Origin of the sequence: Ornithinibacillus sp. FSL M8-0202 (genome assembly GCF_037975285.1) — a bacterium.
Lineage (GTDB): Bacteria > Bacillota > Bacilli > Bacillales > Amphibacillaceae > Ornithinibacillus > Ornithinibacillus massiliensis.
In genome coordinates this window covers 1,022,501-1,043,837 of the sequence record NZ_CP150248.1, presented here as the reverse complement: position 1 = coordinate 1,043,837, position 21,337 = coordinate 1,022,501, and the positions used below count along the sequence as shown (strand labels likewise).

At 37.8% G+C, this 21,337-nt stretch carries 23 protein-coding genes and 1 rRNA gene (1 of these 24 only partly in view); 16 read left to right on the top strand and 8 right to left on the bottom strand.

Annotation, left to right across the window (positions count from 1 at the left end; all coding sequences use genetic code 11):
• Positions 1-318: 318 nt before the first annotated feature.
• Positions 319-1,221 carry a TIGR01777 family oxidoreductase gene (locus tag MKY78_RS05365; RefSeq protein WP_339216787.1) on the bottom strand — a complete coding sequence of 301 codons (903 nt, stop codon included), beginning with the start codon at positions 1,219-1,221 and terminating at the stop codon, positions 319-321.
• Positions 1,222-1,289: 68 nt separating this feature from the next.
• Between MKY78_RS05365 and recX the strand changes: the two genes are divergently transcribed.
• Both recX and MKY78_RS05355 read left to right on the top strand, forming a co-directional pair.
• Positions 1,290-2,111, top strand: coding sequence for a recombination regulator RecX (gene recX / locus MKY78_RS05360; protein WP_339216785.1), 822 nt, complete (start codon positions 1,290-1,292; stop codon positions 2,109-2,111).
• A 342-nt stretch (positions 2,112-2,453) separates the two neighbouring features.
• On the top strand, positions 2,454-2,690 hold the full coding sequence (locus MKY78_RS05355) for a hypothetical protein (RefSeq protein ID WP_339216783.1): 237 nt from the start codon (positions 2,454-2,456) through the stop codon (positions 2,688-2,690).
• Positions 2,691-2,841: 151 nt separating this feature from the next.
• Here MKY78_RS05355 and MKY78_RS05350 read toward each other — a convergent pair whose 3' ends face one another.
• Entirely contained in the window at positions 2,842-3,501 is a 660-nt protein-coding gene (locus MKY78_RS05350; RefSeq protein WP_339216781.1) for an SDR family oxidoreductase, read from the bottom strand.
• A gap of 97 nt (positions 3,502-3,598) precedes the next feature.
• On the opposite strand from MKY78_RS05350, the gene MKY78_RS05345 reads away from it, so the two are divergent.
• Entirely contained in the window at positions 3,599-3,934 is a 336-nt protein-coding gene (locus tag MKY78_RS05345; RefSeq protein WP_186868850.1) for a YfhH family protein, read from the top strand.
• 88 nt (positions 3,935-4,022) lie between these two features.
• Here the strand turns inward: MKY78_RS05345 and MKY78_RS05340 are convergent, their stop codons facing one another.
• Complete coding sequence (locus MKY78_RS05340; RefSeq protein WP_339216779.1) at positions 4,023-5,009, bottom strand: metal-dependent hydrolase; 987 nt, start codon at positions 5,007-5,009, stop codon at positions 4,023-4,025.
• Positions 5,010-5,090: 81 nt separating this feature from the next.
• On the opposite strand from MKY78_RS05340, the gene mutY reads away from it, so the two are divergent.
• The 6 genes from mutY to yidC all read left to right on the top strand — a co-directional run bounded on the left by mutY (position 5,091) and on the right by yidC (position 10,281).
• Positions 5,091-6,164 carry an A/G-specific adenine glycosylase gene (gene mutY / locus MKY78_RS05335; protein WP_339216777.1) on the top strand — a complete coding sequence of 358 codons (1,074 nt, stop codon included), beginning with the start codon at positions 5,091-5,093 and terminating at the stop codon, positions 6,162-6,164.
• 98 nt (positions 6,165-6,262) lie between these two features.
• The gene (locus MKY78_RS05330) at positions 6,263-6,433 is read left to right on the top strand and encodes a gamma-type small acid-soluble spore protein (protein WP_339216775.1); all 171 of its coding nucleotides are present in this window, start codon (positions 6,263-6,265) and stop codon (positions 6,431-6,433) included.
• Between the two features lie 195 nt (positions 6,434-6,628).
• Positions 6,629-7,159 (top strand): DUF402 domain-containing protein, encoded by a 531-nt coding sequence (locus tag MKY78_RS05325; RefSeq protein WP_339216773.1) that lies wholly within the window; start codon positions 6,629-6,631, stop codon positions 7,157-7,159.
• Between the two features lie 176 nt (positions 7,160-7,335).
• Positions 7,336-9,081 (top strand): ABC transporter ATP-binding protein, encoded by a 1,746-nt coding sequence (locus tag MKY78_RS05320; protein WP_339216771.1) that lies wholly within the window; start codon positions 7,336-7,338, stop codon positions 9,079-9,081.
• A gap of 91 nt (positions 9,082-9,172) precedes the next feature.
• A complete protein-coding gene (locus MKY78_RS05315; protein ID WP_339216769.1) occupies positions 9,173-9,553 on the top strand; it encodes a hypothetical protein in 381 nt (126 codons plus the stop codon).
• Complete coding sequence (gene yidC / locus MKY78_RS05310; protein WP_339216767.1) at positions 9,487-10,281, top strand: membrane protein insertase YidC; 795 nt, start codon at positions 9,487-9,489, stop codon at positions 10,279-10,281. The genes MKY78_RS05315 and yidC overlap by 67 nt, the downstream gene beginning before the upstream one ends.
• 414 nt (positions 10,282-10,695) lie before the next feature.
• On the opposite strand, the gene MKY78_RS05305 is transcribed toward yidC, so the two are convergent.
• Together MKY78_RS05305 and MKY78_RS05300 are read right to left on the bottom strand one after the other, a co-directional pair.
• Positions 10,696-11,136 (bottom strand): hypothetical protein, encoded by a 441-nt coding sequence (locus tag MKY78_RS05305; protein WP_339216765.1) that lies wholly within the window; start codon positions 11,134-11,136, stop codon positions 10,696-10,698.
• A 54-nt stretch (positions 11,137-11,190) separates the two neighbouring features.
• A complete protein-coding gene (locus tag MKY78_RS05300) occupies positions 11,191-12,489 on the bottom strand; it encodes a glutamate-1-semialdehyde 2,1-aminomutase (RefSeq protein ID WP_339216763.1) in 1,299 nt (432 codons plus the stop codon).
• A gap of 143 nt (positions 12,490-12,632) precedes the next feature.
• On the opposite strand from MKY78_RS05300, the gene MKY78_RS05295 reads away from it, so the two are divergent.
• The 6 genes from MKY78_RS05295 to perR all read left to right on the top strand — a co-directional run bounded on the left by MKY78_RS05295 (position 12,633) and on the right by perR (position 16,846).
• Positions 12,633-13,070 (top strand): potassium channel family protein, encoded by a 438-nt coding sequence (locus tag MKY78_RS05295; RefSeq protein WP_339216761.1) that lies wholly within the window; start codon positions 12,633-12,635, stop codon positions 13,068-13,070.
• 58 nt (positions 13,071-13,128) lie between these two features.
• Complete coding sequence (gene bcp, locus MKY78_RS05290; RefSeq protein ID WP_339216759.1) at positions 13,129-13,599, top strand: thioredoxin-dependent thiol peroxidase; 471 nt, start codon at positions 13,129-13,131, stop codon at positions 13,597-13,599.
• Positions 13,600-13,787: 188 nt separating this feature from the next.
• The gene (locus MKY78_RS05285; protein WP_339216757.1) at positions 13,788-14,459 is read left to right on the top strand and encodes a sugar transferase; all 672 of its coding nucleotides are present in this window, start codon (positions 13,788-13,790) and stop codon (positions 14,457-14,459) included.
• A gap of 177 nt (positions 14,460-14,636) precedes the next feature.
• Positions 14,637-15,587: a D-2-hydroxyacid dehydrogenase gene (locus MKY78_RS05280; protein ID WP_339216755.1), complete on the top strand. Its 951-nt coding sequence runs from the start codon at positions 14,637-14,639 to the stop codon at positions 15,585-15,587.
• 1 nt (position 15,588) lies between these two features.
• Complete coding sequence (locus MKY78_RS05275; protein ID WP_339216753.1) at positions 15,589-16,146, top strand: cob(I)yrinic acid a,c-diamide adenosyltransferase; 558 nt, start codon at positions 15,589-15,591, stop codon at positions 16,144-16,146.
• A gap of 256 nt (positions 16,147-16,402) precedes the next feature.
• On the top strand, positions 16,403-16,846 hold the full coding sequence (perR, locus tag MKY78_RS05270) for a peroxide-responsive transcriptional repressor PerR (RefSeq protein WP_186868834.1): 444 nt from the start codon (positions 16,403-16,405) through the stop codon (positions 16,844-16,846).
• Positions 16,847-16,889: 43 nt separating this feature from the next.
• Here the strand turns inward: perR and pabB are convergent, their stop codons facing one another.
• The 3 genes from pabB to MKY78_RS05255 form a co-directional block, all read right to left on the bottom strand.
• Complete coding sequence (gene pabB, locus MKY78_RS05265) at positions 16,890-18,614, bottom strand: aminodeoxychorismate synthase component I (protein WP_339216751.1); 1,725 nt, start codon at positions 18,612-18,614, stop codon at positions 16,890-16,892.
• Entirely contained in the window at positions 18,607-19,191 is a 585-nt protein-coding gene (locus tag MKY78_RS05260; protein WP_339216750.1) for an aminodeoxychorismate/anthranilate synthase component II, read from the bottom strand. The genes pabB and MKY78_RS05260 overlap by 8 nt, the downstream gene beginning before the upstream one ends.
• A gap of 190 nt (positions 19,192-19,381) precedes the next feature.
• Positions 19,382-19,768, bottom strand: a complete 387-nt coding sequence (locus MKY78_RS05255; protein WP_186868831.1) for a YgzB family protein — start codon at positions 19,766-19,768, stop codon at positions 19,382-19,384.
• A 648-nt stretch (positions 19,769-20,416) separates the two neighbouring features.
• On the opposite strand from MKY78_RS05255, the gene MKY78_RS05250 reads away from it, so the two are divergent.
• A 16S ribosomal RNA gene (locus tag MKY78_RS05250) occupies positions 20,417-21,337 on the top strand; it runs 641 nt beyond the window's last position.

The following is a 21,337-nucleotide window of genomic DNA, read 5'->3' as shown; positions in this document are numbered from 1 at the left end:
GGAGGGTAACCAAAGAAAAGGAAACCTAGTTGGTAGCCCACCCGCGAATTTTTATTAAGATCAACAAAAATTCGGGGTGGGAATCGAACCCACTAGAACCAGTTAAAAAACTGGTGGCGCACCATTTGCCTTCCCCGTTATATTTTGCAATTTGGAAAGTATAATTTTCTTTCCTAGTTGCATTAGAAAAACTATCATAATCGCAAAAGAAAGAACGAATATGTGTTTTTAATCGTTTCGATTTGTAACAATACATATAATACTATGATTATCACTAAAATGGAACAACTTTTTCATCAAAAATATCGACAAAATTTGTTAATTTTTCTTTACATCAGCAAATAGTTGATTTAACGCTAATTCCAGCGTCGGATATGTGAATTGGAACCCGTTTTCGATTGCTTTATTTGGTAGCACATACTGTCCTTTCAACACAAGCTGACTCATCTCCCCGGTAACAGTATGGACTAAAAGCCCGGGTGTAGGGAACCAATAAGGACGTCGCAGACTCTTGGCAAGAATTTGATTAAATTCTTTATTCCGAGATGGAGTTGGAGCTGTCACATTAAGAGCAGCAGATATGTGTTCATTTTCGATAGTAAAAATCAACATATCCACGACATCATCTATATGAATCCAAGAGGTCCATTGCTCTCCTTTGCCAATCTTACCGCCGACAAATAATTTCGTAGGTAGTGACATCAGCGGTAATGCACCACCATCTCTCCCTAAAATCACACCGAACCGTGCAAACACTGTTCGAATAGCCATATCTTCCGCCTGTTTCGCTGTATTCTCCCATGCTACTACAACATCAGCTAAAAAATCATCCCCAGGCTTTTCTGTCTCTTCCGTAAACATGATATCATCAGACACGCCATAGTAACCTACAGCAGACCCACTTATAAAGACTTCAGGTTTGACATCCATATTCTTCATGAGATGAATAATCTTTTGGGTGATTTCGATTCTACTAGATTTAATCTTTTTTTTCTTTTTCTTCGTCCAGTAACCGAATAAGCTCTCGCCTGCAAGATTAATCACCCCATAAATAGGAGGAAGTTTTTTTGCGTCCTCAAATGTGATATATGTAGTATGTTCGGTATTGGTAAATTCCTCTGGGGTGCGGGTTAAGATATAGCTGTTATGATGGAGTAAGGTTAGCCTTTCAACAAGCTTTTTACCAACAAAACCAGTACCGCCCGTGATTAAAAAATTCATACAAATCTCCTCACTTTTGGTAATCTTATATTATGATCATGTTATGATGGACAAAAGAGGTGATGAAGTTGCCAGCAAAAATAAGCCGAATAACAACACAACAAAAGAGTAAACAACGTTATAATATTTATTTTGTTGAAGGTGACGGTGATAAGTATGCCTTTAGTGTAGACGAAGCAATCTTGGTGGAATTTGGACTCCGAAAGGGACTTGAGCTAGATGAAGCAACGATTGATCTCCTCATCCGAAAAGATACAATCCAAAAATCCTATCTGTTAGCAATCAATTATTTAAGCTTCCGTATGAGAACCAGACAGGAAATATATGATTATTTAGTGAAAAAGGAAGTAGAGCCCGAGCATATTATGATCATTATCGATCGTCTCACGAAGGAAGGATTGATTAATGATAAACAATTTGCTGAAGCCTTTACTTTAACTAGAATAAATACAACATCAAAGGGTCCTCTATTAGTAAAACGAGAATTAATAGAAAAAGGAGTTGCCCCATCAATTGCGGAAGAAGCTGTAACACTTTATAACTATGATACACAATTTGAGAAAGCAATGAAATGGGTAAACAAAAAAATAGGCTCCAGTAAGAAAGAATCCTTTAACAAAAAAATTGAGCAGCTCCGAACCACCCTAGTCCAAAAAGGATTTACCTCCGATGTGATAGGCGAAGTTTTATTATCAGTAGTAGATGAGAAAGATAACACTGCAGAATGGGAATCACTAGTATACCAAGGCGAAAAGCTTGTCCGAAAACACTCCCCTAAAAAGTCAGGATATGAGCTAAAAATGAAAGTAAAAGAAGGGTTATATCGTAAAGGATTTCAAATAGATTTAATCAATAAATTTATCGATGAAGAGATTGAAGCAGAATTTTAGGGACTTGCCAGGGAGCAAGTCCCTTGTTTTTTTAGGTATTGTAGATAGTTTAGGGGAAGATGCGCTTATGCGGGAGGAGGATGAGCCTGAGTGAGAAGTAGATGCGCCCAAGCGAAAGAAAGATAATCCCGAAAAGCGGAAGCATGATCCCGAGAGAGGAGAAGATACACCCAAACGAGAGAAAGATGAGCCCAAGAAGCTAAAGCATGAGCCCGAATGGGAATTAGATGTACCCAAGCGAAAGAAAGATAAGCCCAAAAAGTGGAAGCATAAGCCCGAGAGAGAAGAAGATACACCCAAACGAGAGAAGGATGAGCCCAAAAAGCGGAAGCATGATCCCAAGTGAGAAGTAGATGTGCCCAAGCGAAAGAAAAAGATAATCCCGAAAAACGGAAGGATGGTCCCGGATTGGAATTAGATGAGCCCAAACGAGAGAAGGATAGTCCAGAAAAGCGGAAGCATGATCCCGAGAGAGAAGTAGATGCGCCCAAGCGAAAGAAAGATAATCCCGAAAAGCGGAAGCATAAGCCCGAACGAGAATTAGATGCACCCAAACGAGAGAAGGATGGGCCCAAATAGCGGAAGCATGCGCCCAATTGAGAAAAGGATAATCCCAAAAACCTGAAACATACGCCCAAGTGAGAATTAGATAAGCCCAAATAAACCACACCCAAGCAAGAAAACCATCCCCCTCCAACCCCCACTCCAGCATCAGCCCCACGAAATTCCTCTACTTATCAATCACAATCTCTAAGCGGCCATCATCTTCCGCATAAATTTGTTTTGCTACAATCTCTGGACTTTTTAGACGTGAGGGATCGTCAACATGTTGAGATTTAGACCAGAATGGTGTGTTCATTCCGCCCATATAAACGGCGGTGATAGAGAAATTTTCCTCTTCCCATTCTTTTTGTAGGGATTCTGTGAAGCCTCGGATAGCGAATTTACTGGCGCAATAAAGAGATTCATTAACTTTTCCACGTATTCCTGCTGTAGAAATAATCGTTAGGATTCTCCCTTTACTTTTTCGGATAAGTGGAAGAGCAGCTTGTACGGCTAGTATAGTTCCTTTTACATTTGTATCTAAAGTAGTATCAATATCGTCAACCGTATAGTCTTCAATAGGTCCAAATACACCAGTGCCAGCATTATTAATGAAAACATCTAGCTCACCGATACGCTGAAAGGCAATTTGAATAGAAGCATCTTCTCTTACATCACAGAGAACAACTTCTGCGTCAAATCCATTTTGAATTAGTTGATGTTGAACAAGTTGTAACGGATTATTTCTCCGTCCTAATAAATACACGGTATACCCGTGCTTAGCATATTCGAATGCTAAGGCCTTCCCAAGCCCAGTACCAGCACCTGTAATTGCAACTGTCGGCATATATTTAGCCACCTTTTGTCTAATATTAATGTATAACCATTTTAATTGTCTTAAATTGTTGATAAAATGTAAAGTGAGTTGAAGGGGGACTAGCTAAATGAACTATCGGTATAGTGATTTATCTGTGGAGCAATTACTTGCTTTAGTAGGAGAATTTAAAGAAAAAGCCCAAAAGGCAGAACAATTAGGTAATATTAGTGAAGTTCAAATATATGAAAGAAAAATGCAATTAGCTTTAGCATATACATTAAATCCAGAAGACTTTAAACCAGGGAGCACATACGAGTTCCGTCATGACCCAGGTCACCGGTTTAAAATTAACTATTTAGAAGGGGTTTTTGCATGGGGGCATCGCATCAATCTATTGGATGAAGTATATGAAAAAGAAGAGGCAATTCCAATTTCTTTATTAGGGAAAAAATTAGATAACTAATAGACGAGAGCTCTGTTTAGTAAAGGAGCTCTTTTGATTTTAATAAAAATGGAGAGAAGCGGTAGAACTACGCTTCTCTCCTTGTTCACTAAACTGGACTATCGCCAACATATAATTTGTTTTGAAGCTTATGTTCTGAGAAAATCCAGCCTGTATAAGAGCTAATTATCTCGTGATCGTTATTGATTTGCACCACTGCAACAAATGGGTAAAATGTTTTAGAGCGATATCTTAAATCAATAAAACGTAACTCAGTATAGTCATCATATGCACTAATCTCCCAACGGTATATAGGAGAGAAGGATAAAAATGCAGATATATTTTTATCCTGCATGGCTATATCAATAATCGGGGAATTAGGTAATGGAACTTTTTCAAACTCATCCACAATTTCAATATGGCCATCTTCCACTATTCCGACGTAGAAATTAGTTGGTGTCGTAATGGCAACTCGCCAGTAATTTTGCTTTATGGTTGGGGAAGTTGCTATTTCCGTTGTATCTGGAATGAATTCATGGATAGTTTTAACAATTTCTTTTTTCTCCATATAACGCTTGGTGTAATATAATATAATTACTGCGTAAATGATTAAAAAAGTAATGCCAGGATTTGCTCCTAAGACCCATGCCACTATCCCTGCCACATGTAGGGTGAAAATATAAGGATCAAAGGTATTGATGAAACCAAGGGCAATCCATTTATTTGTAAAAGGACGAAATGCTTGTGTACCATAAGCATTGAAAATATCTACAAACACATGTAGGAAAACCGCTAATGCTGTCCAACCCCATAGATGCCAGAAATTAGCTTGAGGAACAAACAAGTGGATAATCGTCGCGATTAAAATACCCCAAGTAATGACGGCAGGGACAGAATGGGTAACTCCTCGATGATGTCTAATATAGGTTGCATTATTACGTAATTTTAATACAGTATCGAAATCTGGTGCATGTGAACCAATAATTGTACCGACTAGGACTGCGTTGAATAAGACCGGATCATTACTCACGGCCGGGTCGAGCGTTGCTAGGCCTGCTAAGGCAACCCCCATAACAATGTGGGTTCCAGTATCCAAATCGAATTCCTCCTATAGAATCTAGTTTGAGGTTTAAAATTTTTCAGTGTGTTTTTAGTGTACCATAAAGGAAGTGGTTATATGACAGTCCAGGATAATCCGTTACATTATTTTAATATTTCTGCATTTCAAAATGATCTTTTAGCTTGGTATTATACAAACAAGCGAGACTTACCATGGCGACAGGATCAAGACCCCTATAAAGTTTGGGTATCAGAAATTATGCTGCAACAAACAAAAGTGGATACAGTGATTCCGTATTTTAATAATTTTATTGAAAAATTTCCTACAGTATATGATTTAGCAGCTGCTGAGGAGCAGGCGGTATTAAAGGCTTGGGAAGGGTTAGGATATTACTCCCGTGCCCGTAATTTACAACATGCAGTGCGCGAAGTAGTGGAAAATTACGGCGGGACAGTTCCTAATGATCCGAAGCAATTAGAAGGATTAAAGGGAATAGGATCTTATACAAAGGGCGCAATTCTTTCTATTGCCTATAATCAACCAGAACCTGCAGTTGATGGAAATGTGATGCGTGTGTTCTCTCGAGTACTCAATATTGATGATGATATAGCTTTACCTAAAACAAAGAAGTTATTTGAATCGGTTACAAGAGAAGTTATCTCACACGAGGATCCCTCATCCTTTAACCAAGCAATTATGGATCTTGGAGCAACCATTTGTACCCCAAAATCCCCTGCATGTTTAGTATGTCCCGTACAAGAGTACTGTGAAGCATTTAAACTAGGCGTTGAGCAACAATTACCGATAAAAACAAAAGCTAAAAAGAATAAAAAAATGCCATATGCAGTGTTATTACTACGAAATGAAGAAGGTAAAGTTGCTATCGAGCAACGACCGGAAGAAGGCTTGTTGGCTAATCTTTGGCAATTCCCGATGGTTCCATTGCAAGAGCTTGAAATGGAATTAGTAGAAAATTGGTTCTTCACCCATTATGGGGTAAGAGTTAAATTAGGAAAAAAACAAGGGGAATTAAAGCATGTATTTTCACATTTAACATGGGAGCTAGGTATATATCCAGCAGTCTTAATGGAACAGGCAGAACAGGTTACCAGTCTTACATTTGTGGAGGAAGAAGAGCTAGGACATTATCCATTCCCAGTTTCTCATCAAAAGATGATGCAGTTCTTATAAGAAATATACTGGAGAAAAACTTCCAAAATATACTATTGAATTACCTTCATAATTACACCTCTATCTGGAAATAGTATTTATTGTTGGAGGTGATAATAATGGCTAAAAATCCTAACAAAACTGTTTCTGGTACTAACGTACAAGAAGTAAAACAGCAAAACGCGCAATCTAAAGCAGGTCAAGGACAATTTGGTACAGAATTTGCTTCTGAAACAAATGCTCAAGAAGTTAAACAGCAAAATCAACAATCTCAAGCTAATAAAAAATAACGATCTACCCTCGAAGTAATGAAGAGCTTCCTATCTCCCGGAGGCTCTTCTTTTTGCTTATCACATTGCTAAATGCTTTATATTTTATTTGACACCCCTTATAATAGATAGAAAAAGTTAGACAAATTGTCGATTTATAGGATGTGTAAATAAATTATATCCAACGGTTAAGTAATTAGAATGGGAAGGGATTAGATGGTAGCTCCGAGGGCTGGTACAGATTTAAAAATTCAAAGCTATAAACATAATGGCAACTTGCATCGTGTTTGGGAAAGCACGATTGTGTTGAAAGGAACGGAACAGGTTGTAATCGGGGCTAATGATAAGACAAATGTATTAGAAAGTGATGGGCGTACCTGGATTACAAGAGAGCCTGCTATATGTTACTTCCATTCCAAGCATTGGTTTAATATAATCGGTATGCTTCGTGATGATGGTATTCATTATTATTGTAATATTAGCTCTCCATTTGTTTATGAAGAAAATGCAATAAAGTACATTGATTATGATTTAGATTTAAAGGTTTATCCAGATATGACGTTTGATTTATTAGATGAAGATGAATATCAAGTTCATAGGGATGAAATGAATTACCCTGGGGTATTAGACCGAATTTTATACAATAATATGGCAGAACTACAGCATTGGATACAGCAGCGAAAAGGACCGTTTTCACCTGGTTTTGTTGATCAATGGTACGAACGATTTCTTACATATAGATTTTAAGTGCAAATAGGTCATGATAACCTTGTTACATGTGTAGCAAGGGTTTTGCTTTTTTTTATAGGGAAAGCATAATAACCGTGGCATGCAACATAAACAATACTATTGTATTCCGTTTTTTACAAAAGAAGTTAGAGAACAATAATTCTAGAAAAAAACAAACAGAAAGTTGATGTATTATGAGCAGTATAAAGCAATTCATGGGGTATGTTAAACCGTATAAATGGAAAATTATCGTTACGATTGTTATTGGGATTGTGAAGTTTGTAATACCACTATTAATTCCATTAATCATGAAATACGTCATTGATGACATTATTGGTCATGAGACATGGGGGACTAATGAAAAACTAACCAACCTCTTCTGGATTATGGGTGGAGCATTCGTCATTTTTCTAGTTCTTCGTCCACCAATTGAATATTATCGTCAATACTTTGCCCAGTGGGTAGGGAATAAAATCCTTTATGATATAAGAGATAAGCTATTCGACCACTTGCAAAAATTGAGCTTAAGATACTATTCTACGACAAAAACCGGCGAAATAATTTCCCGGGTAATAAATGATGTCGAACAAACCAAGAATTTCGTTATCACGGGTTTAATGAATATATGGCTCGATTTAATAACAATATTTATTGCCATTGGTATTATGTTATCGATGGATGTTGGTTTAACGATAGTTTCGATTATTTTATTCCCGATATTTGGTATTTCCATCAAATATTTTTATGGGAAGTTACGTCGCCTAACAAGGGAACGTTCCCAAGCATTAGCAGAGGTACAAGGACATTTACACGAGAGAGTACAGGGTGTTCCGGTTACCCGCAGCTTTGCATTAGAGGAATATGAGCAAAAGGAATTCGATAAAGAAAATAGTAAGTTTTTAAATAAAGCATTAGAGCATACGACTTGGAATGCTAAGACCTTCGCCGTAACCAATACAATCACCGATTTAGCGCCATTATTAGTAATAACGTATTCGGGTTATCAGGTAATCGTTGGTAATTTAACATTAGGTACCATGGTAGCATTCTTTGCTTATTTAGAAAGGGTCTATAGTCCATTACGTAGATTGATAAACTCATCTACTGTACTTATCCAATCGATTGCTTCTATCGACCGTGTATTTGAATTTATGAATGAAAAATATGATATTGTCGATAAACCAAATGCAGTCAAAGCAGGTCGTGTTCACGGCGATATTGAGTTTGATCAAGTATCCTTCCAATATGACGATGAAGGTACTGTGCTGAAGAATATTAACTTGCAGGTTCACCAAGGTGAAACAATTGCCCTTGTCGGTATGAGTGGTGGGGGTAAATCAACATTAATCAGTTTGATTCCACGTTTTTATGATGTAACCGGAGGATCGATAAAAGTGGATGGAATCGATATCCGTGACTATGAAGCAAGATCACTTCGTAACAATATCGGTATGGTACTTCAGGATAATATATTATTTGGGGATACGGTAGCTAGGAATATTCGCATGGGGAACCCGCATGCAACAGATGAAGAGGTTATGGAAGCGGCTAAAGCTGCCAATGCCCATGATTTCATTATGGAACTACCACAAGGATATGATACATTAGTAGGTGAGCGTGGTGTGAAGCTATCTGGAGGACAAAAGCAGCGTATAGCAATTGCTCGCGTTTTCTTGAAGAATCCACCAATCCTTATCTTTGATGAAGCGACTTCTGCGCTAGATTTAGAGAGTGAGCATACGATACAGGAAGCAATGGAAAAATTAGCCTCCGATCGAACAACATTTATTGTTGCCCACCGACTGGCAACTATTACTCATGCGGATAGAATTGTCGTAATCGAAAATGGGGAAATAACGGAAGTAGGATCGCATACGGAACTTATGGAATCAAAGGGAAGTTATTATGATTTATATCAAGTACAACACTTTGATGATTAATGGAAATAATTGTTCCTAGAAAGAGAAACTTTTTACGTGTATCATACGTATGAAATAGAAGTACGTTAAATGGTAAAGGGGGTGAATACAGATGATGCTAGATTTTCTATTTGAATTCTTTGGTGATTTTTCACCATTTTATCTATATGTAAGTGTATTACTTTCCGCTATATATGTTATTCGTTGGTTCCCTGAATTTGAATTCTTTTTCAATAAGCAGGTGGATATAAGAAATCACTACCGATTATATGGTAATTTTGAGCCTGTACTGCATCAAGTGAATGAATTTGTAGAGAGGCGTAATTGGTTAGCGATTATTACGAAACGAATCGAAGTACCGGATGACGATGAAGAAGGAGCTCTTTCCTCATTTTATAAATTTGTTAAAAAACGAGGAGGAGCACAATGGAAAAACAATCTGTATTCACTAACTTTAAGAAAATCAGCCTTTTCGGAGGCATTTTACTCATAATATTTCTAGCTGGATGTTCTGGGAATAGTTCATCCGAGTCAACAGGATGGTTTAATCACATTTTTGTAGACAGCTTTTCTATCTTAATAAAATCTATTGCAGTATTCTTTCATGATAATTACGGTCTTTCTATTATTATCATCACCGTATTAATTCGAATAGTCATTATGCCGTTTATGATTAAACAAACAAAGAATAGTATGCAAATGCAAGATAAAATGAAAATTATCAAGCCTGAAATGGAAGAGATTCAGGCTAAATATAAAGATAAAAAAGACCCTGAATCACAAAGAAAGCTTCAACTCGAAATGATGCAGCTCTATCAAAAGCATAATTTCAATCCACTTTCATCTTTTAGTGGTTGCTTACCGATGCTTATTCAGCTTCCATTTCTAATTGGATTCTACTATGCTATTCGCCAAACACCAGAAATAGCAACCCATTCATTCCTCTGGTTTAACTTAGGAGAAACGGATTACATCATGGTTGCTATTGCTGTATTGGTTTATTTCATTCAGTATAAGGTGTCACAAATTGGACTTGATCCAAAGATGAAAAAGCAGATGGCATTAATTGGATTGATATCCCCAATTATGATAGGAATTATCTCACTAAATACGCTAGCTGCTTTACCATTGTATTGGACAGTTGGAGGATTCATCGTGATTATACAGACCTTAATTTCAAAAAGAATATATTTAGCTCATAAGCGACAACAGGAAGATTAATGAGAAAGCCACCAATAAATCATGGATGATGTTATTGGTGGCTTTTGTTTTTATTGTAAAATGTGACAGAGTACTACAATGTTACTCGTCGGCTTCTATATAAAATCCATCTTTAAAAGTGGTTAAGGCAACTGTATGTCCATCTTTTTCGTAAATTCTCCTAGAGCCCATTTGATCTACTTGCTTCCAGCCAAACGGTTTTACATGCTCTACATAAAGTGTATTGATTCCGATGAAATTAAAAGAAATTTCATGGTCACTGTACTTCTTTTCAACCTGTGCAATGATTGGAATTGGAAAACTTTGTACAGTGGCATGTCTCTAACTTCCAAAAACGAGTACGAAAAGAAATAGGAGAATAATTCCGCTTCTTATTAACTGCCTTCTTGAGTTCATTTGTTTCCACTACATGTACTAACCTATGAGTGTGTTTTTCCGAAATAACACTAACTTAAATAGAAAGCTAAGATGCAAATAGATTAAGGCAGGAACGATTCCTATTAGTAAAGTCGGTAAAATGGTACTGCTTGAAATACTACCTTGGCTAATGGAGAAGATAAACATGGTAACGATTCCGCCTAATGCATATACAATAATCGATAGTAAATATTCTTGTAGTAAGCTACTTATTTTTAATTTCTCAAGTAGATATACATCGACAATGTAGGAGCATATAGATCCAGCTATTAGAAAAATCGGGAGGGAAATAAGAAAAGCAAAGAAGAAGTAGTCAAATAAAACGAATCCAATAATTAATGCACTAAATATGGTTGCTAAAGATTTCTGAAGGAAATACATGGAAAGCACCTCTATTTTTAGAAAATTAACACAATATTGATAAGAAGAATATACCATATTGGAGTATGAAAAAAGACACTTGTGGTTAATTTTTCACAAGTGTCTTATGGATTAGTTAGAAGTCATTTCTTTAAAGGCATTACCTACTGCTTCAATTGTTTGATCGATATCAGCTTCTGTATGCTCTGTTGTAATAAACCAAGCTTCATATTTCGATGGAGCAAGATTGATTCCTTGGTTCAGCATTAGTTTAAAGAACGTAGCGAATTGTTCGCCATCACTCGCTTCCGCACCCTCATAATCCGTAATTGTATCCGTACTTCCAAAGTACACAGTTAAAGCACCACGTAGCCTATTAATGGAAAGTGTCATTCCAAATTGTTTTGCTTTTTCTAGTATTCCTTTTTCTAGGTGGGCACCAAGCTTGTCCAGTCTTTCATAAACACCATCTTGTTTTAACACTTCTAAACAAGCAATTCCTGCTGACATGGAAGCTGGGTTTCCTGCCATTGTACCAGCTTGATAGGCAGGTCCAAGTGGTGCAACCTGTTCCATAATATCCTTACGACCACCATAAGCTCCAATTGGTAGTCCACCACCGATAATTTTACCCATTGCTGTCATATCAGGTTCAATTCCATAGACCTGTTGTGCACTTCCATAGGTAAAGCGAAAAGCAGTGATTACCTCATCATAAATGACAAGTGCTCCAGCCTCATGGGTTAGCTCATTTACTGCTTGTAAGAAACCTTCTTTAGGCTCAACGATACCGAAGTTCCCTACAATTGGTTCCACTAGAACACAAGCCAGCTGATCGCCCCATTTATCCAACGCATCCTTATAAGCATCAATATCATTAAACGGAACGGTTATCACATCTTGTGCAACCGATACAGGAATACCAGCAGAGTCTGGTGTACCTAATGTTGATGGTCCTGAACCAGCTTGTACAAGTACAGCATCAAAGTGGCCGTGATAGCTCCCTGCAAATTTAATCACTTTCGTACGACCAGTGTATGCTCTAGCTACCCGAATAGTTGTCATGACAGCCTCTGTACCAGAATTAGTGAAGCGAACCTTTTCCAATGATGGAATGGCTTCTTTTAACATTTTGGCAAACTGATTTTCTAATGGAGTAGGTGTGCCGTATAGGACCCCATTTTCCGCTGCCTTTTTAATAGCTTCTGTAATATGTGGATGTGCATGACCAGTAATAATCGGGCCATAAGCTGCTAAATAGTCAATATACTTATTGCCATCAACGTCCCAGAAATATGCTCCCTTAGCACGTTCCATATAAACAGGCGATCCACCTCCAACCGCTTTATAAGCTCGAGATGGTGAATTTACTCCACCAACAATATGTTGTTGCGCTTCTTCATGAAGTGCTTCAGATTTAGTAAAGTTCATCATTTTCCTCCTATGTAAAAAGCTTGCTAGCTTTAGTTCACATTACTTATTGTATCGCATTCAACTTGAAAATAAAATGACAAGCCCTCGGAACTACTAGCATATGATGTAGTAATGCTTATAAAAGAGAAAAGGGAGATTGTATGAGTATACTACCATGGTTATTGGTAATCGTTGTCAGCTTCATTATTGCTAAAAGTATCTATGGATTTGTTATAGGAGAAAAAGAAATCATGGGAGTCCGAATGAAGGAGCGCAGCTTTTCCATTGAAATGTTCACTTCTTTAGTGATTACCTATACGATTGTCATAATTGGATTTGGTTTAATTTATTTTATCCTTTCCTTTGAAGGGATTTACTTGGTTGAAGGTGGGGAATTAAGGAAGGTCGGTCCAATTGGATCTTTGATACATTCGATGTATTTTAGTGGTGTTACAATGTTGACGATTGGCTATGGTGATATTACCCCGATTGGTATTGGAAGATTACTTGCGTTAATTGAAGCATTAATTGGCTATATTTTACCGACCGCATTTGTCATTCATTTTGTCAATTCTAATCAGGAGCGGGCAAGAGAATAGCATTCCACTTATCGTAATGTTATAGTGAAGGTGAATTTAAGTTTTGGAGGTTTTATAAATGACGTTAGAAGTAGGAAAACCTGCCCCTTCCTTTGCCCTTCCTAACCAAGAAGGAGAAGAAGTTCGTTTAGAGGATTTAAAAGGAAAGCATGTTGTATTATATTTTTACCCGAAGGACATGACACCAGGATGTACAACAGAGGCTTGTGATTTTCGAGATAATCATGAAAGCTTCAAAGAGCTTGATGCTGTAATCGTAGGTGTTAGTCCAGATCCAGTTGCAAGTCATCAAAAATTTATAACAAAGCACGAACTACCATTTTTACTTTTAGCTGATGAGGAACATAAAGTAGCAGAAGCATATGATGTATGGAAGCTTAAAAAGAACTTTGGTAGAGAGTATTATGGTGTAGAGCGCTCCACTTTCATTATTGATAAAGAAGGTAAACTTCAGAAAGAGTATCGTAAAGTGAAAGTGGATGGTCATGTGGAAGATGCACTGAACTTTATTCGTGATAATTTAGTATAATCGTATAAGGGGACACATATTTTAGTAGAATCTAAGTATGTGTCCCCTTTGTATATCATCATTTCCATGCGATTTATCGTAACCAAATTTTGTAGACTGATTATATTACTTTTCTATTACATAGTTATATAAGCCTAACGCTTTGAATACGTATTTAGTAATAGGATTTGTACAATGTAAAGAAAGGTATGATCAGGATGCTAGAGTCTGCCAAAACGAAAACAAATTATTTCATCCATATTAATCTTTATTTCTTTTTTAAAAGACTATCAGATATGATCGTGAGTACCATTCTATTTTTCTTATTTTTACCTCTATTCTTGTACATTTGTATACGAATAGCGAAAAAAGAAGGGAAGCCTATTTTCAATCGAGAAGTACGAGTAGGGAAAAATAATCGGACCTTTGTCATGTGGTCCTTCCGTACGATGACAAACGGATCCAAGGTCATTCGCCAGCTTCCACCATATCCATTTCCAAGCTCCTGGGATAACGGCGTACCGGATTACTTTAAGATAATCCGGGATAAACATGTTACGTACACGAGTACAGGACTGTGGTTAAGTAAGTATCATTTAGATAAATTACCGCAATTGATTAATGTAATTCGAGGGGATATGAGTTTAATAGGACCAAGCCCAGAGCGACCAGAAATAGTTGATTATTACAACCGCCAACAGATGAAGCGTCTTAAAGTTCGACCTGGATTGACCGGCTATGCTCAAATAAAGGGAGCAACCAATGAAAAGCACGGTTTGAAAATACGATATGACCTATACTATACGCAGAACTGCTCCTTTAAGCTAGATGCTATGATTTTCCTCCAATCTATCAAACGTTTGTTTAAAAAGGAAGACTAATATTGCGTAGCCAGTATCTCATAGTTGGGATCTGGCTTTTTTTGACAGATAGGAACGCATCAAATCAAAGCGTATAGCTCCGAGGGCACAAAGCTTTTCTGATTTAAGTTGTTCAATCTTTCTAATGTGTTTATTATGGAGATAGGGATTAATAGTTATGTAAAGGGGGAATTTAGTTTGGTTATTCTTTTCTCAGCAAATATTTCAGAAAAACATCAGCACACATTGGTAGAAAGCTATCCGAACGAGGAGTTTATTTTTACAACAGGTATGGAAGAAGCAGAGCAACATTTAGAGAGGGCTTCTGTACTAGTGACATACGGTGGCGATGTAGATGAGGTGAAACTAGAAAGGGCTGCACAACTAAAGTGGATCATGGTGCTTTCAGCTGGTGTAGAGCAATTACCTTTTAAGCAAATAGAAGATAGGGGAATTCTGATTACAAACGCTCGCGGTATTCATAAAACTCAGATGGCCGAATATAGTCTTTCTATGATGCTACAAGTGTATAGACAAGAAAAAACACTAATGGAAAATGAAAAAAATAATAAATGGGATAAATCAGTACGCATGAAGGAAATAACAGGGCAAACACTTCTCGTCTTGGGAACAGGAGCAATTGGACAGGAAGTGGCAAGACTTGCAAAAGCCTTCCAGATGACGACAATTGGTGTTTCTCGTAGTGGAAGGCTAGTAGAGCATTTTGATCAAGTATATCCAATCAAAGCGATTAAAGAGGTACTACCAAGTGCAGATTTCATTGTCTCAGTCTTACCAAGTACTGCAGAAACAAGATGCCTATTAACAGAAGAGCATTTTAATCTGATGAAACAGGATGCTGTTTTTATTAATATAGGTAGGGGTGACCTTGTTAGTACGGAAACCTTGTTACAAGCTGTTAAAGAGCAACAAATTGCCCATGCTGTATTAGATGTTTTTGAGCAGGAACCTCTTCCAGAAGATAGTCCACTATGGGCAGAACCAAATATTACGGTAACACCACATATCTCGGGACAGTCACCAAACTATATGGTTCGAGCATTAGCGATATTCCAGGAAAACCTAGATAAACTACTGAACGGTGAAAGTGACTACGTTAATAAAGTTGATCCATCTAGGGGGTATTAAAATGCGAATTTATACAAGATCAGGTGATAAGGGCTTAACTTCATTAGTATATGGAAAAAGAGTACCAAAGAATGATCTTCGGGTAGAAGCATACGGAACTTGTGATGAAGCCAATTCCATGATTGGTCTTGCATCCAGTCTACTAGAAGGAGAGAGCTGGGAAGGGAAGGCTAGTTTTCTAGAGCAAATGCACCGGGTTCAAACGATTCTTTTCCATGTTGGGGCAGAATTAGCAACACCACCGGATAAGGAAGTAGCATGGAAGCTTAAGAAAGAGCATATTGAAGAGCTAGAAAAGCAAATTGACGAGTGGGACCAGCAATTAGATGCCTTAAAGCAATTTATTCTACCGTCAGGCCACCGTGCATCAAGCGCACTCCATGTGGCAAGAACTGTAACACGTCGAGCTGAGAGACTAGCAGTTGGCCTGGTAGACGAATTAGCTAATCCTTTAGTTGTATCCTATTTAAATCGATTATCGGATTATTTATTTGTCGCAGCTAGATTTGTGAATAAAGAATTAGGTGGGGAAGAGTTACCGTTGAATACGGAAGTGTAATTTAATGCTATTAAATTATATGGATACACTATTTTCCAGAGCGGGTAAGAAGCACTAACAACATCTTAGATTTTAATATTATCTAATTCATCGTCTTACAATTCTGTTGAGACACGAGCAACTAAGTTATAATATTTATCCATTACAATATACTAATATTGACAAGACTGAATGGATAGGCGTACACTAATTATAAATATTATAATATGATAATTGTATCAGACTTAGAAATTCTCACGAAAGCGAGGTGCATGACGTGTCAGAAAATAGACTTCAAAAAGCAATTGTTGCATTGAAAGAGTCAGGGGTACGTATTACACCACAACGTCATGCGGTGCTTGATTATCTAATGAACTCAGTTATTCACCCAACAGCCGATGATATATATAAAGCACTAGAAGGAAAATTCCCTAATATGAGTGTAGCAACAGTATATAACAATTTACGTGTACTACGTGAAAACGGATTGGTTCGTGAATTAACATACGGCGATTCCTCGAGTAGGTTCGAAATTAATTTAACCGATCATTACCATATTATTTGTGAGTCATGTGGAAAAATCGTCGACTTTCATTATCCATCATTAGATGAAGTAGAATCCCTAGCAGCCAAAGTGACCGGATTTGAAGTTAGTCATCACCGAATGGAAGTATATGGAACTTGTGAAGAGTGTAAACAGCAAAAAGGACATAAACATTAATGTAATGAATAACCCTGCTCCAATGATGGTAGCAGGGTTATTTTTATACTAAATGGACTAATACCCATTGTCTTACACTATTGATAAACCAAATCTTACTACATTCAGCAAGTTCCTCTATACGAATAACTCGTTCTGAGATTGTTCCTTCATTCAGTAGCTTTTCTCGATACGTTCCAGCTAATAGACCAGACTGTACAGGTGGTGTGTATAGCTTCCCTGCAAGTTCGACGACGACATTACCACGGGTAAATTCCGTTATCTCATGATGTTCATTCCATAATAAAACATCAAACACATCATCTACCTCAGCAAGAAGTTTTTCGTAAACGATACGATTGGTTGTTTTATGATAAAGAAAAATATCATCCTGGGATATCGCATGTTTCGCTAATGAAACAGGTTTGCAGTCATTAACAACAGCCTCTTCCTTTGTGACATCTACGGCTAATTCTCCGTTTGGACAAAGTAAAACTCGCACCCTAAAGTTCCCATCTGGGTGTCTACTGGCAATGTCGTGGAGCATTTCCATTAGCTGCTCCTGGTTGAATGGAAATGTAAAATAGGAAGCGGAGCGCTTAAGCCTTCGTACATGATTGTCCAAAACAAGATAATTCCCATCGAATAAACCAATCGTTTCTATGAGCTGGAAATCGTTATTTGCATTAGACAGTACCTTTGCTTTCGTTAAAACTTCATTATATTCTTCATCTTCCATAGAGTCCCAAGTAATTCCGCCACCAACACCATATGTAGCCTGGCCATTATCGTCAATGACTACAGTTCGGATTGGGACATTGAAAATTGCTTCTTGTTCCGGAGTTATAAATCCAATTGCTCCACAGTAAACCTCGCGCGGAGTAGTTTCTAGATCATGAATAATATTCATCGTACTAATCTTAGGTGCACCCGTAATCGAACCACATGGAAATAATGCGTTGAATATATCTACAATCCCTATCTCACTACCAATTTCACCCGTTACAGTAGAAGTCATTTGAAATACGGTCGGATATTTCTCGATAGTAAATAGTTCTGGTACCTTTACTGAGCCAGGCTTTGCTAATCTTCCTAAGTCATTTCGTAGAAGATCAACAATCATAACATTCTCAGCCCGATTCTTCTCTGACTGAGAAAGCCATCTGGCATTTTCTTGGTCTTCTTTTATAGTGTTCCCTCTACCAATCGTTCCTTTCATTGGCTTCGTTGTAATTTTTCCCTCTTTAAGATGGAAAAACAATTCTGGGGAAGCGGATAATACATGAAAACCTTCTATATCTAAATATGCGCTATAATTGGCTGATTGTGAACTAGCCAGTTGTTGGTAATAAGCAAAGGTGTCTCCATGAAAAGCTGCATCCATACGGATTGTGTAATTAACTTGATAGGTTTCTCCATGCTCAATATGTGTTTTGATTTGGTTGATAGAACGGTTGTATTCCTCCGTAGAGGTATTGAGCTTCCATTCTGTAGTATAGAAAGATCCAATTGATTTGTTAGCTATGTTACTAGTACCTTCATATATTCCAAACCATAAGAGTGGCATACGATTTGTATCAAATACTTTCATGGATTGTTCAAAGGCTGGTGCTGCCTCGTAGGATACATAGCCAGCAGCATAATAGCCATTATGAATAGCATCTTGAACCTTCGCTAAACTAGGAACAACTTGATCAATCTCATCAGTAGTTATAATCTCAACAGGGTTTTCAAAAGTAGTAGAAGTTCCATTAAAATCAAAATGAAGGAAGGGTTTATGTTTATTCATTCATTACGCTCCTCTTCGAACTGAAAAAATTATCTAATAATGCTAGGCCACTTTCGGAAAGAATAGATTCTGGATGACCTTGAATTCCTTCTATCGGATATAGCTTATGTCTTAACGCGGCAATATCACCAGCTTCCGTATAGGCACTTATTTCTAGGCATTGTGGAAAGCTGTTTTTATCTACTATAAGAGAATGATATCTTGTAATTTGTAAAGGGTTTGCTAATTCTTTAAAAATGCCCTTTCCATCATGGGTAATAGAAGAGATCTTACCATGTGTAGGCTCGCTCGCCTTAATTATATTCCCTCCAAATGCTTCTGCTATAATCTGATGACCTAAGCAAACACCTAGAATTGGATAGTCTTGATACAGCTCCTTGACAATATCTAAACATATCCCAGCATTACTGGGATTGCCAGGACCAGGTGAAAGTAATATATGAGATGGTTGAAGAGTCTGGATAATGTCTAATGTTATTTCATCATTTCGAACAACAACAGTTTCTTGATTTAGCTGGTCTATATATTGAACTAAATTAAATGTAAAAGAATCATAATTATCTATTATAAGTATCAAAGAAATTCCTCATTTCTAAAAAACATCGCTTTTCTTTTTGTGATTATATGTAGGAATGTGAATTACATATTGATTATTTCTATATAACTCAGGCTACTTGTAAAGTTGCATAAGTATTTTAGGTGCGGAGGGGAAAAGATGTATTACTTTGCTCATTTCTAAAAAAATAACATCTACCGATAGGCAGATGCTATTTGGTGTTATTATTTTTCTTCTGTTCTCTTTGGTATTTTCGGGAATTGTATTTTTCATCAAATTCCTTACCTTCGAGATCTTTATCTAATGTTAGCGGTTGTTTGCAATGCATACATGCATCAACACGTCCTAGCATTTTGGTAGGCTTCTCACAGCTTGGACATATAATTGGAACTGCTTTTGTTGAGAGCATCCCTATCCAGAAGTATACTACTGTACTCAATACAATGGAGATGACGCCTATAAGAAAGAATATAGCCATTAACCAATCAATCTTCTTTACTAACAAACCTATGTACATAAAGCCAATTCCCGCAAATATAAGTATTAGGGCAAAGGAACGGATTTTATTGATTTTACTCGAATAAACTAGTTGAGCCATACAAATGTGTCCTCCTTATTATATATGTGTAGTATAGCATTTTTTTATAAACAATAGAATTGTTTTCCTTTAATATGGACATAGTATATGAAAGGTTCATTGCACACGATAGCCTAGATATGAATAGAATACATTAGTAATGGTTGATATTAAACGACATTAAATAAAAGTTGAGAAATAGTGTTGACTTAGGTTGATATACATGGTAAAGTTATATCCGTTGCTCAAATGACATGAATCATTTAGCGACAGATGACTGAAAATAAATTAAAAAAAGTGTTTGACATTATAAATGCAAACATGATATATTATTAAAGTCGCTGATTTGAGAAGCGAGTCAAGAAAGTGAAAAACTTCTTGGAAAAAGTTGTTGACATAATGCTGTCAACGTGATAATATATAAAAGCTGTTGTTAAAACGGCGATAAAGATTTGCTCCTTGAAAACTGAACAAAACAACCAGTATGTTTAGAATAACTTAGGCGAACGCCTAATAGTTATTCTTATGCAATCAACTAGTGCGACAGCACTTGTTGATCGAATGCCAAGAAGAAACATACCCTGTTTTTTCTATTAAAGAATTACAGAAGCTAGCAGCTTCTTTGCTAAGAATTACCTATGATTGATTGGTGTCAATCATAGACAAACTTTTTTGGAGAGTTTGATCTTGGCTCAGGACGAACGCTGGCGGCGTGCCTAATACATGCAAGTCGAGCGAGTGAAATTAACTGATCCCTTCGGGGTGACGTTAATGGATCTAGCGGCGGACGGGTGAGTAACACGTGGGCAACCTGCCTGTAAGACTGGGATAACTCGCGGAAACGTGAGCTAATACCGGATAACACTTCGAACCACATGGTTTGAAGATGAAAGGCGGCGCAAGCTGTCACTTACAGATGGGCCCGCGGCGCATTAGCTAGTTGGTGAGGTAACGGCTCACCAAGGCGACGATGCGTAGCCGACCTGAGAGGGTGATCGGCCACACTGGGACTGAGACACGGCCCAGACTCCTACGGGAGGCAGCAGTAGGGAATCTTCCGCAATGGACGAAAGTCTGACGGAGCAACGCCGCGTGAGTGATGAAGGTTTTCGGATTGTAAAACTCTGTTGTTAGGGAAGAACAAGTACAATAGTAACTGATTGTACCTTGACGGTACCTAACCAGAAAGCCCCGGCTAACTACGTGCCAGCAGCCGCGGTAATACGTAGGGGGCAAGCGTTGTCCGGAATTATTGGGCGTAAAGCGCGCGCAGGCGGTCCTTTAAGTCTGATGTGAAAGCCCACGGCTTAACCGTGGAGGGTCATTGGAAACTGGAGGACTTGAGTGCAGAAGAGGAGAGTGGAATTCCACGTGTAGCGGTGAAATGCGTAGAGATGTGGAGGAACACCAGTGGCGAAGGCGACTCTCTGGTCTGTAACTGACGCTGAGGCGCGAAAGCGTGGGGAGCGAACAGGATTAGATACCCTGGTAGTCCACGCCGTAAACGATGAGTGCTAGGTGTTAGGGGGTTTCCGCCCCTTAGTGCTGAAGTTAACGCATTAAGCACTCCGCCTGGGGAGTACGGCCGCA